This is a genomic window from Micromonospora maritima (genome assembly GCF_902825405.1).
GTDB lineage: Bacteria > Actinomycetota > Actinomycetes > Mycobacteriales > Micromonosporaceae > Micromonospora > Micromonospora maritima.
Genome location: NZ_CADEAU010000153.1, coordinates 1 through 11,207 on the forward strand (window position 1 = coordinate 1; position 11,207 = coordinate 11,207).

Sequence of the window (11,207 nt, forward strand, 5' to 3'; positions counted from 1 at the left end):
GGCCGCGATCCTGTCGGCCCGCCGGGCCCACCGGCACCGGGCTGCCGCGACGTCCGCCGCGCCCGGGCCGGGCGCGGGTGGTTGACCCGCGCCCGTGACCCGATCGGGTACGCGGAACGGGCCGCCGGTCGCCCGGCGGCCCGTCCGTGGGGTCTCGATCAGAAGACGCTCACGCCGTAGACGCTGAGCGGCTCGGTGACCGGCTGGAAGTAGGTGGTGCCACCGGTGCGGCAGTTGCCGCTGCCACCGGAGGTGAGGCCGAGCGCGGTGCTGCCGGCGAACAGCGAGCCGCCGCTGTCGCCACCCTCGGCGCAGACGTTGGTGCGGATCAGCCCGGAGACGCTGCCCTCGGCGTAGTTGACCGTCGCGTTGGTGGCCGAGACACTGCCACTGCGCAGGCCGGTGGTGCTGCCGGAGCGACGGACCGACTGACCCACGTACGCGTTGCCGGCCGAGGTGATGTCCTGGTAGCTGCCGTTGTAGAGGTAGACGTTGCCGGTCGCGTTGGCCGAGTTGCTGTGCCGGACGATGCCGTAGTCGTTGCCCGGGAAACTGGTGCCGGCCCGGGTGCCGAGCACGGACGTCTGGCCGGAGTTCGAGTACCAGGTCGAGCCGAGGTTGGTGCAGTGACCGGCGGTGAGGAAGTAGTAGGTGGAGCCGCTGCGCACGTTGAAGCCGAGCGAACAGCGGTAGCCACCGGTGTAGATGGCCTGGCCGCCGGAGATGCGGGTGGTGAGCGTGCCGGCCTCGGCCTCGATCCGGACCGCGCCGCCGGTGCGGGCGGCGGCGGCCTTGACCCGCTCCAGCTTGGCGCCGGTGACGGTGCTGTCGACGGAGACGACGACCTGGTTGGTCGCCGCGTCGGTCCACCAGGCGGTGCCCGGAATCTTGGCGGAGCGCTCCAGCTCGTTGGTGGCGGCCCTGAGCTGCTTGGCACCGCGGGTGACCAGCTTCGGCGTGGCGCCGGCGGCGTGCACCTGGCGGGCGGCGGCGGCGTCGGTCACCGTGACGACCATCGTGCCGCGGGCGTCGGCGTAGGCGCCGGCGGCGCGGTCACCGAGCTTGGCGACGAGGGTAGCGGCGGCGTCCGGCGAGAGGGGTGAGGGGGCCGCCTGGGCGGGGGCGCCGAGCAGCGAACCGGTGACCAGGGTGCCGGCCACGGCGACGGCGGCGGCGCGACGGAGCGTGGACCTCGTGGGTCGCATGTAACAACCTCCGAATGGGGGTGAACGGGCGCTGTCATGGGGAAGCGCCCGAGGACAACCCGGGCGACCTGGGGAAACCGTCCGGGCTGACCAAAGTATTCACATATTTAAGATCGTAAGCAAGACATGCGTTTGCCCGGATTCGCACCCGGCTCCGATGTAACGCCGTGGCAACAACATCGACATGGAGTGTCAGAGCCGCTCAGGGCGGTCAGGCGCGACGGCGGGCCCCCGGGCCGGGTCGGGGCAGCACGTCGCGCGGCTCGGCCACGTCGTGCCCGTCGGCACAGCGCAACGCGACCCGGACCTCGGCGCCGCAGTCCCGGTGCGCCACGCTCAGCGGCGAGCCCTCCGGGTCGGCGAGGTAGCGGTCGCCCCACCCGAGGACCGCGACCAGCACCGGCCACAGGTCCAGCCCCATCTCGGTGAGCCGGTACTCCTGGCGCGGCCGGCTGCCCGGCTCCCGGTACGGCTCCCGGCGCAGCACTCCCCGCTCCACGAGCATCGACAGCCGATTGGTCAGCACCTGGCGCGGGATGCCGGTGCGCACCCGCATGTCGTCGAAGCGCCGCACGCCGTTGAAGACCTCGCGGAGCACGACGAGCGTCCACCGCTCGCCGAGGATCTCCATGGCGCGCGCGATGGTGCAGTTCTCCACCGACCAGTCCAGTGCCGCGGGTCTCATGCCGACCAGGCTAGGTCTGATTGACAGACTCAGCAAGCGCTGCGAGGCTGGGTCCATGACACAGACGCAGGAGCGCAGCCGCACGTTCACCTGGTCCGACCCGGTCGCCGGGGCCGCCCACGTCGGCCGGCGCAGCGGCCTGGAACTGCTGCGCGCGATGATCGCCGGCGAGCTGGCCGGGCCGCCGGTCATGCACCTGATCGACATGGCCCGGATGGAGGCCGACGAGGGGCGCGTGACGGTCGAGCTGCTGCCCCAGGAGTTCCACTACAACCCGCTCGGCACCGTGCACGGCGGCGTCCTCTCCACTCTGCTGGACACCGCCGCGGGCTGCGCCGTGCACACCACCCTGCCGGCCGGCGTCGGCTACACGTCGCTGGACCTCAACGTGAAGTTCCTCCGCCCGGTCACCGTGGACAGCGGCACCTTGCGCTGTGAGGGCACCGTGCTGCAACGCGGCCGCCGCACCGCCCTCGCCGAGGCCCGCCTCACCGACCCCGCCGACCGCCTGGTGGCCCACGCCACCTCCACCTGCCTCCTCTTCCCCCTCGACGAGCCCGCCTGACCCCCACCCCTGCCCCGCCCCCTGCCCCGCGATCTTGCACTTTGGGCCTGCGGAACGTCCGATCCACCGCTTCTGCCCGGGCAGCAACTGCAAGATCGCGGGGGTGAGGGTGGGGTGGGGTGGGGTCGGGTCAGGCGGGGGTGGGGCGGCGGGCGGCTCGGGTGGCTCGGCGGTCCTCGAAGCGGGACGCCTGGGTCTCCAGGGTGTCCAGGTGGGCGGCGATCTGGTCACGGGCGGTCTCGCCGTCGGCGTCCAGGCCGGTCACCTCGAACAGGTTCCACTGACGCAGCACCGGCACCACCACCTCGTCCCGGTGCTGCCGCAGGTCGTAGATGCCGGCCAGGGCGATCGCCACCGACTTGCGGGCGAAGCCGTCGATCCCCACGCCGGGCATCTGGAAGTCGGCGAGCACGTCGGCCACCGCCCGCATGGCCTGGCTCGGCGCCAGCTCGAACGCGGCGCCGAGCAGGTTGCGGTAGAAGACCATGTGCAGGTTCTCGTCCGCCGCCACCCGGGCCAGCAGCGCCTCGCAGGCGGGGTCCCCGGTGGCCCGGCCGGTGTTGCGGTGCGAGATGCGGGTCGCGAGTTCCTGGAACGACACGTACGCCAGCGAGTGCAGCACCTCGTCGTCGTGGGTGTTGCGGTAGCCGGCGGACATGTGCACCATCCGCGCCCGCTCCAGCGCCACCGGGTCCACCGCCCGGGTCACCGTGAGGTAGTCCCGGATGGCGGTGCCGTGTCGCCCCTCCTCGGCGGTCCACCGGTGCACCCACGTGCCCCAGGCGCCGTCGCGGCCGAAGAGCGTGGCGATCTCGTGGTGGTACGAGGGCAGGTTGTCCTCGGTGAGCAGGTTGACGATCAGCGCGGTGCGGGCCACCTCGGGAATCGTCGAGTCGCTCTCCGACCAGGGCTCGCCGCCGAGCGGGCCGTCGAAGGTGCGCCCGTCGCTCCACGGCACGTACTCGTGCGGGAACCACTCCTTGGCCAGCGACAGGTGCCGGTCGAGGTTCTTCTCCACGACCGGTTCGAGTTCGGTGAGCAGAGCGGTCTGGCTGAGCACGGACACGACGTTCTCCCTACGGTGGCGTAACTTACGCCACCGTAGGTCCAAACGTCGTCAGGCGCCAGTGCCGGCCGGGCCGACCAGCGGCTTCAGGTCCTCCCGGGGCGGCGTCCACTCGCCCGCCGCCGCGGCCACCTGCTCCCCCGAGCGGATGTCCTTCACCTCGTCGCCCTCCGCGCCGGGGAACCAGACGTACGGGATGCCGCGCCGCTCGGCGTACCGGATCTGCTTGCCGAACTTCGCCGCGGACGGCGACACCTCGGTCGGCACACCGCGCGACCGCAGCGCCGCCGCGACCGCGTCGCTGGCCGCCCGGTCCTCCTCGGCGGTGACCGCGACCAGCACGCACGTCGGCACCGACCGGGACACCGACAGCGCCTCCGCGCCGAACAGCAGGCCCAGCAGCCGGGTCACCCCGATCGAGATGCCCACCCCGGGGAACCGCACGTTTCCCGAGCTGGCCAGGTTGTCGTAGCGACCGCCGGAGCAGATCGAGCCGAACCGCTCGTAGCCGATCATCTGCGTCTCGTAGACCGTGCCGGTGTAGTAGTCCAAGCCGCGGGCGATGCGCAGGTCGGCCACGCAGAGGCCGGGCGCGTGCGCGGCGGCGGTGTCCACCACGGCGGTCAGTTCCGCGATGCCCTCGTCGAGCAGCGGGTCGCTCACCCCGAGGGCGCGCACCGCGTCGGCGAACGAGGCGTCCGGCGCGGAGATCTCGGCCAGCGCCAGGCACGCCTTGGCCTGCGCCTCGCTCGCCCCGGCGGTCTCGGCCAGCAACTCGGCCACCGCCGCCGGGCCGAGCTTGTCGAGCTTGTCCACCGCGCGCAGCGCCGCCTCCGGGTCGGTCAGCCCGATGCCGCGGTAGAAGCCCTCGCAGATCTTGCGGTTGTTCACCTGGATCCGCACCGGCGGGATGGGCAGCGACCGCAGCGCGTCACCGATGACCAGCGGCATCTCGGCCTCGTAGTGCGCCGGCAGCGTGTCCCGGTCGACGATGTCGATGTCGGCCTGGAGGAACTCCCGGTAGCGGCCCTCCTGCGGGCGCTCACCCCGCCACACCTTCTGGATCTGGTAGCGGCGGAACGGGAACGGGAGCTTGCCGGCGTTCTCCAGCACGTAGCGGGCGAACGGCACGGTCAGGTCGAAGTGCAGGCCGAGCGCGTCGTCGCCGGCCGGGCCGTCGGCGTCGGCCTGCAACCGGCGCAGCAGGTAGACCTCCTTCGAGGTGTCCCCCTTCCGCAGCAACTGATCCAGCGGTTCGACCGAGCGGGTCTCCAGCGGCGCGAAACCGTACAACTCGAACGTGGTGCGGATGCGATCGAGGACGAACTGCTCGACCATCCGCTGCCCCGGCGTCCACTCGGGGAAGCCGGAGATGGGCGTGGGCTTGCTCATGACGAACTCCTTGAGGACCCGCGCCGGGCGCGGGTGCGGGACTAGAGGCCTCGGGTGGGCGAGGCCGGGCGCGCGCCGCCGGTGCCCGCCACCTCGACGAGGTAGGGGTTGGTCGCGCGCTCGCGGCCGATGGTGGTCGCGGGGCCGTGGCCGGGCAGGACGACGGTGTCGTCGGCCAACGGAAGGACCTTCTCCCGGAGGCTGGTCAGCATGCGGGGCATGCTGCCGCCCGGCAGGTCGGTGCGGCCGATCGAGCCGGCGAAGAGCACGTCACCGGAGAGGCAGATCTCGTCGGCCTCCCAGGACGAGCCGGCGCCGGGCATCCGGAACAGCACCGACCCGCCGGTATGGCCGGGGGCGTGGTCGACGGTGATCTCCAACCCGGCCAGCGACAGGGTCGCGCCGTCGGTCAGCTCGGCCACGTCGTCGGGCTCGGCGTAGGGCAGGCGGCCGCCGAAGAGCGCCGTGAGATCCATCGAGAGGGCCTTGGACGGGTCGGCCAGCAGCTCCCGGTCCTCCGGGTGGACGTAGGCGGCGATGCCGCGCGCCCCGCAGACCGGCGCGACCGAGAAGGTGTGGTCCAGGTGCCCGTGGGTGAGCAGCACGGCGGCCGGGTGCAGGCGGTGCTCGGCGAGCACGTCGTCGAGCCGGTCGAGCACCCCGATGCCGGGGTCGACCACCACGCACTGCTCCCCCGGAGCGGTCGCCACCACGTAGCAGTTGGTGCCGAAGGCGTCCGCGGGAAAGCCGGCCACGAGCACGTCCGTCCCCTCTCCGTCCGGTCGTCGTCCTCGCTCGCCAGCCTAGTCGCACCGCCGAGCGGGTTTCCCGGGCCACCGGTCCCGCCTGCCCCAACGGTCCCAGTGACAACGTCCGATAAGCGCAGGCGGGACCTCGTACACCACATTCACAGTCGCTACCCGTACACTCTGGCGGGCGTGTGGCGTGGCGCACCCCGACCGGAACGGCGGGCGGCGTCGGCGACGCCGGCGGCGATCAGGCAGAGGAAGGGGAGCACCTGTGGCTTCCAGCAGGGACCGGCAGCGCAAACTGGCGCGGGCCAAGCTCGACCGGCAGCTCGCCCGGCGGGCCGCGACCGCGAAGCGTCGCCGGCAGATCCAGGCCGGCGTCGGCGCCGCGGTGGTGCTCGCGCTGATCGTGGCCGGCTCGGCGTGGGCACTCGGCGCGTTCGACTCGGACAAGGAGAAGCCGACCGCCGAGGACGTCTGCCTCTGGACCCCGCAGGACGGCGCCGCGAACACCAACCTCAAGGACGTCGGCACCCCCGCCACCAAGGACCTGCCCACCGAGGGCACGCGGTCGATGACGGTCACCACCAACCAGGGTGGGCCGATCACCGTCGGCCTGGACCTGGCCGACGCCCCGTGCGGGGCGGCGAGCCTCGCCCACCTGGCGAGCCGGTCGTTCTACGACAACACCAAGTGCCACGAGATCACCACCGAGGGCGCGCTGCGCTGCGGTGACCCGAGCGGCACCGGGATCGGCGGTCCGACCTACTCGTTCTACGACGAGAACGTCCCCTCCGCGCCGGAGCCCAGCCCGTCGGCCTCGCCGGCGCCGGAGCAGACGCCCGCGTACCCGAAGGGCACGGTGGCGATGATCGGCAACCCGCCCGGCACCAACGGCAGTCAGTTCCTGATCTTCTTCAAGGACTTCAACCCGGCCAAGCCGGAATACAGCGTGGTCGGCAGGGTCACCGCCGGCCTCGACGTGGTGGAGAAGATCGGCGCGCTCCCGACCGTGGACAATGGCGGCGGCGCCAAGGTCAAGCCGAAGACGGACGTGGTGATCCAGAGCCTCACCGTCAGCGACCCGAACGCCGCGCCGGCCGCGTCCAGCGCGCCGGCGAGCAGCCCCAGCGCCGGCTGAGCCGACACTGATCCACCCATGACTCGACGGCGCGCGACGCCGTCCCCCCGATGTCCAGCAGGTGAGGAGAGACCGTGACGTCCACGAGAGACCGCCAGCGCGCGGCGGCGCGGGCCCGGCTCGAGCGGGAGATGGCCGAGCGGGCCGGCAAGGCCCGCAAGCGCCGGCAGACGCAGGCGATCGTCGGCGCCGCGGCCGTGCTGGTGCTCGTCGTGGCCGGCACCGTCTGGCTCGCCACCTCGCTCGGCGGCGACGACGACGACAAGAAGGGCGGCACCGCCGCCGGCTTCGTCCAGTGCGCCTACACCGAGGTGCCGAAGGAGGGCCGCCCGGCGCAGATCAAGGACGTCGGGCTGCCGCCCGCGGAGCAGGCCGCCAAGGGCACCCAGACGATGACGATCGACACCAACCTGGGCCCGATCACCGCCAAGCTGGACCGCAGCAAGGTGCCCTGCACCGCCGGCAGCTTCACCCACCTGGCCAGCAAGGGCTTCTTCGACAACACCAAGTGCCACCGGCTGGTCACCCAGGGCATCCAGGTGCTCCAGTGCGGCGACCCGAGCGCGACCGGCAAGGGCTGGCGGGACACCGACGGCACCGGCGGGCCGAGCTACAACCTGGCCGAGGAGAACCTGCCCACCGACAAGCGCCCGCCGTACCCGGAGGGCGTGATCGCGATGGCCAACTCCAGCCAGCCGGGCAGCACCGGCAGCCAGTTCTTCATCGTCTACGGCGACTCACAGCTCGACCCGAACTACACCGTCCTGGGCACGATCACCGGCGGGATGGACGTGGTGAAGCAGGTCGCGGCGGCCGGCGACGACGGCGCGTTCGCCAAGCAGGCCGGCGGCGGTCACCCGAAGAAGGAGATCGTCATGACCAAGGTGAGCCTGAGCCCGATCCAGGGCTGAGCACCCGCACGACGACGAAGCGCCCGCCGGCTGGATCAGCCGGCGGGCGCTTCCGCGTGCGGGGTGGGCGGCTCAGGCCCCCGAGGTGACCCGGTACGCGTCGAACACGCCGTCGACCTTGCGCACCGCGGCGAGCAGGTGCCCGAGGTGCTTCGGGTCGGCCATCTCGAAGCTGAACCGGCTCACCGCCACCCGGTCCCGGGTGGTGGTCACGGTGGCGGACAGGATGTTCACCCGCTCCTCGGAGAGCACCCGGGTGACGTCGGCCAGCAGCTTGTGCCGGTCCAGCGCCTCCACCTGGATGGCGACCAGGAACGTGGAGGCGGAGGTGAGCTTCCAGCTCACCTCGACCACCCGCTCGGGCTGGGCCCGCAGGTCCTCGGCGTTGGCGCAGTCGTCGCGGTGCACGCTGACCCCGCCGGAGCGGGTGACGAAGCCGAACACCGAGTCCGGCGGGACCGGCGTGCAGCACCGCGCCAGCTTGATCCAGACGTCGCTGACGCCCCGGACCACCACGCCCGGGTCGGCGCTGCTCTGCCGGCTGCGCGGCGGCCGGGTGGCGACGGCGGTCTCGGCGATGTCCTCCGCCGCGCCCTCCTCGCCGCCGTAGGAGGCCATCAGCTTCTGCACCACCGACTGCGCGGAGACCTGGCTGTCGCCGACCGCCGCGTAGAGCGAGGCCACGTCGGCCAGGTGCAGGTCCCGGGCGATCGCCATCAGCGCGTCCGAGGTGAGCATCCGCTGCAACGGCATGCCCTGCTTGCGCATCGCCTTGACGATCGCGTCCTTGCCGGCCTCGATCGCCTCCTCGCGCCGCTCCTTGTTGAAGTACTGGCGGATCTTCGTCCGCGCGCGCGGGCTCTTGACGAAGCCGAGCCAGTCCTGCGTCGGGCCGGCCGTGTCGGACTTCGACGTGAAGATCTCGATCACGTCGCCGTTGGACAGCGTCGACTCCAGCGGCACCAGCTTGCCGTTGACCCGCGCGCCGATGCACTTGTGCCCGACCTCGGTGTGCACCGCGTACGCGAAGTCCACAGGCGTCGACCCGGTCGGCAGCGGGATGACGTCGCCCTTGGGGGTGAAGACGTACACCTCCTGGCTGGACAGGTCGAACCGCAGCGCGTCCAGGAACTCGCTCGGGTCCGCCGCCTCGCGCTGCCAGTCCAGCAGCTGCCGCAGCCAGGTCATCTCGTCGATGTGCGCCGGCGGGCCCACCACCGGGGTGCCCTTGTGCTCCTTGTACTTCCAGTGCGCGGCGATGCCGAACTCGGCGGTCCGGTGCATCGCGTACGTGCGGATCTGCATCTCCACCGGCTTGCCGGTGGGCCCGATCACCGTCGTGTGCAACGACTGGTACATGTTGAACTTGGGCATCGCGATGTAGTCCTTGAACCGGCCCGGCACCGGCTGCCAGTTGGCGTGGATGACCCCCAGCGCCGCGTAGCAGTCGCGCACCGTGTCGACCAGGATCCGCACACCGACCAGGTCGTAGATGTCGTTGAAGTCGCGCCCCCGCACGATCATCTTCTGGTAGATCGAGTAGAGGTGTTTCGGCCGCCCGGTCGTCTCCGCCTTGATCTTGGCGGCCTTCAGGTCGGTCGACACCTTCTGGGTCACCTGACGCAGCAGCGCCTCGCGCTGCGGCTGGTGCTCCCCGATCAGCCGGTTGATCTCCTCGAACCGCTTCGGGAACAACGTGCCGAAGGCGAGATCCTCCAGCTCCCACTTGATCGTGTTCATACCGAGGCGGTGCGCCAGCGGGGCCAGGATCTCCAGCGTCTCCTTGGCCTTCTGCTCCTGCTTGGGGCGGGGCAGGAAGGTCAGCGTCCGCATGTTGTGCAGCCGGTCGGCCAGCTTGATCACCAGGACCCGCGGGTCCTTCGCCATGGCCACGACCATCTTGCGGATCGTCTCGGCCTTGGCCGCGTCGCCCAGCTTGACCTTGTCGAGCTTGGTGACGCCGTCGACGAGCAGCGCGACCTCACCACCGAAGTCGGCCCGCATCGCGTCGAGCGTGTATTCGGTGTCCTCGATCGTGTCGTGCAGCAGCGCCGCGACGAGCGTCGTGGTGTCCATGCCCAGGTTGGCCAGGATGGTCGCCACGGCGAGCGGGTGGGTGATGTACGGGTCGCCGGACTTGCGGTACTGACCCGAGTGCCAGCGCGCGGCCGTGTCGAAGGCGCGCTGCAACAACCGGGCGTCGGCCTTGGGATGGTTCTCCCGGTGGGTGGAGATCAGCGGCTCCAGCACCTCGCTGACCTGCGAGGTCTGCCAGGGCGCGTTGAACCGGGCCAGCCGGGCGCGTACCCGACGGCCGGTCGGCGCGTTGGAGAGGGCGAACCCGCCGCTGGTGGAGGGGTCGTCGGTCGGGAACGGCACCACGACCGCGCCGCCGTCGGCCGTCGCCTCGGGCGTGCTCCCGGTGGCGCCGGTCACCCGGGCCGGCGGGTTGCCACTGCGCTCGGTCACCGAGCCGTCCGCGTCGCCTGTCGGGTGCACCGTGCCCTCCACCGGAGGGACGACATCGTGGGACACCGGCCTCCTCACCGCTCGCCGGGGATGCGTCGGCCGTCCGGCCGACGTCTGGTTCAACCGACCCGGGGGTCGGTGTTGTTCCGCGCCGGTCACCGGGGCCGGGCCCCGGCGGCTCGCCGCCCCGGACGGTCGCCCGCCCGGTCAGGCAAAGGGCAATGCTACCCGTACGGAGGGTACGCCGCCGCTCCGCCGGACGGTCCGAGCCGGTGGCGCCGACCGGCCCGGCGGGTCAAACGGTCAACAGGGCATGGACCGGACGCGGGGCGAGCCGTTCCCGACCCTTGAGGAAACCCAGCTCCAGCAGGACGGTGAAGCCGGAGACCGTGCCGCCGGCCCGCTCCACCAGGTCGAGGGTGGCCTCGGCGGTGCCGCCGGTGGCGAGCACGTCGTCGAGCACCAGCACCCGGTGCCCGGCGGTGAACGCGTCCTGGTGCACCTCAAGCGTCGCCTCGCCGTACTCCAGCGCGTAGGAGGCGGAGTGCGTGGCCCGGGGCAGCTTGCCGGCCTTGCGCACCGGCACCACACCGACCCCGGTGGCGTACGCGACGGCCGCCGCCAACACGAACCCGCGCGCCTCGATCCCGGCGACGGTGTCGAACGAGTCCGGCCCGTGGTAGGCGATGATCCCGTCGATCACCTCCCGGAACGCGACGCCGTCGGCGAAGAGCGGCATCAGGTCCTTGAACATGACCCCCGGCTTGGGGAAGTCCGGCACGTCGAGCAGCCGGCTCGCGACCAGCTGGGCGACCTCCGGGCCGCTGTCTCCCCGTACGCCTGCGGTGTGGGTCTCCGTCACGGTGCGTCCCATGTCCTCTCGAAACGACGACGGCGTCCGTCATGCCGTGACAACAGCATGACGGACGCCGTCCGGTCGGTACGGTCCGGGTCAGCGACGCTTGGCGCCGCCGGGCCGGTTGCCCCCGCCGCCGGCGGGGCGGCCGCCCCGGGCGCCGCTGGG

The 11,207-nt window shown here is 72.0% G+C and carries 10 protein-coding genes; 3 read left to right on the top strand and 7 right to left on the bottom strand.

The features are described from left to right. Positions 1-158: 158 nt before the first annotated feature. Complete coding sequence (locus HUW36_RS15810) at positions 159-1,205, bottom strand: S1 family peptidase (protein ID WP_174528873.1); 1,047 nt, start codon at positions 1,203-1,205, stop codon at positions 159-161. 211 nt (positions 1,206-1,416) lie between these two features. Then, the gene (locus HUW36_RS15815) at positions 1,417-1,890 is read right to left on the bottom strand and encodes a winged helix-turn-helix transcriptional regulator (protein WP_174528874.1); all 474 of its coding nucleotides are present in this window, start codon (positions 1,888-1,890) and stop codon (positions 1,417-1,419) included. A 55-nt stretch (positions 1,891-1,945) separates the two neighbouring features. On the opposite strand from HUW36_RS15815, the gene HUW36_RS15820 reads away from it, so the two are divergent. After that, the gene (locus tag HUW36_RS15820; RefSeq protein ID WP_174528875.1) at positions 1,946-2,455 is read left to right on the top strand and encodes a PaaI family thioesterase; all 510 of its coding nucleotides are present in this window, start codon (positions 1,946-1,948) and stop codon (positions 2,453-2,455) included. A gap of 130 nt (positions 2,456-2,585) precedes the next feature. Here the strand turns inward: HUW36_RS15820 and HUW36_RS15825 are convergent, their stop codons facing one another. The 3 genes from HUW36_RS15825 to HUW36_RS15835 are packed head-to-tail and all read right to left on the bottom strand — an operon-like array spanning position 2,586 to position 5,674. Then, positions 2,586-3,521: an acyl-ACP desaturase gene (locus HUW36_RS15825; protein ID WP_174528876.1), complete on the bottom strand. Its 936-nt coding sequence runs from the start codon at positions 3,519-3,521 to the stop codon at positions 2,586-2,588. Positions 3,522-3,572: 51 nt separating this feature from the next. Further along, positions 3,573-4,913 carry a histidine--tRNA ligase gene (gene hisS / locus HUW36_RS15830; RefSeq protein WP_174528877.1) on the bottom strand — a complete coding sequence of 447 codons (1,341 nt, stop codon included), beginning with the start codon at positions 4,911-4,913 and terminating at the stop codon, positions 3,573-3,575. Positions 4,914-4,954: 41 nt separating this feature from the next. Then, positions 4,955-5,674: an MBL fold metallo-hydrolase gene (locus tag HUW36_RS15835; protein ID WP_174528878.1), complete on the bottom strand. Its 720-nt coding sequence runs from the start codon at positions 5,672-5,674 to the stop codon at positions 4,955-4,957. 259 nt (positions 5,675-5,933) lie between these two features. On the opposite strand from HUW36_RS15835, the gene HUW36_RS15840 reads away from it, so the two are divergent. Together HUW36_RS15840 and HUW36_RS15845 are read left to right on the top strand one after the other, a co-directional pair. After that, the gene (locus HUW36_RS15840) at positions 5,934-6,803 is read left to right on the top strand and encodes a peptidylprolyl isomerase (protein ID WP_174528879.1); all 870 of its coding nucleotides are present in this window, start codon (positions 5,934-5,936) and stop codon (positions 6,801-6,803) included. 74 nt (positions 6,804-6,877) lie between these two features. Next, positions 6,878-7,714: a peptidylprolyl isomerase gene (locus HUW36_RS15845; protein WP_174528880.1), complete on the top strand. Its 837-nt coding sequence runs from the start codon at positions 6,878-6,880 to the stop codon at positions 7,712-7,714. 72 nt (positions 7,715-7,786) lie between these two features. Here HUW36_RS15845 and HUW36_RS15850 read toward each other — a convergent pair whose 3' ends face one another. Both HUW36_RS15850 and HUW36_RS15855 read right to left on the bottom strand, forming a co-directional pair. After that, positions 7,787-10,225: a RelA/SpoT family protein gene (locus tag HUW36_RS15850; RefSeq protein WP_174528881.1), complete on the bottom strand. Its 2,439-nt coding sequence runs from the start codon at positions 10,223-10,225 to the stop codon at positions 7,787-7,789. Between the two features lie 253 nt (positions 10,226-10,478). Next, the gene (locus HUW36_RS15855) at positions 10,479-11,045 is read right to left on the bottom strand and encodes an adenine phosphoribosyltransferase (RefSeq protein ID WP_091583745.1); all 567 of its coding nucleotides are present in this window, start codon (positions 11,043-11,045) and stop codon (positions 10,479-10,481) included. Positions 11,046-11,207 lie beyond the last annotated feature (162 nt).

Bases quoted from the DNA above. Each gene is read 5' to 3' on its own strand.
- HUW36_RS15810 (WP_174528873.1), bottom strand. From the start codon at position 1,205: ATGCGACCCACGAGGTCCACGCTCCGTCGCGCCGCCGCCGTCGCCGTG.
- HUW36_RS15815 (WP_174528874.1), bottom strand. From the start codon at position 1,890: ATGAGACCCGCGGCACTGGACTGGTCGGTGGAGAACTGCACCATCGCG.
- HUW36_RS15820 (WP_174528875.1), top strand. From the start codon at position 1,946: ATGACACAGACGCAGGAGCGCAGCCGCACGTTCACCTGGTCCGACCCG.
- hisS (WP_174528877.1), bottom strand. From the start codon at position 4,913: ATGAGCAAGCCCACGCCCATCTCCGGCTTCCCCGAGTGGACGCCGGGG.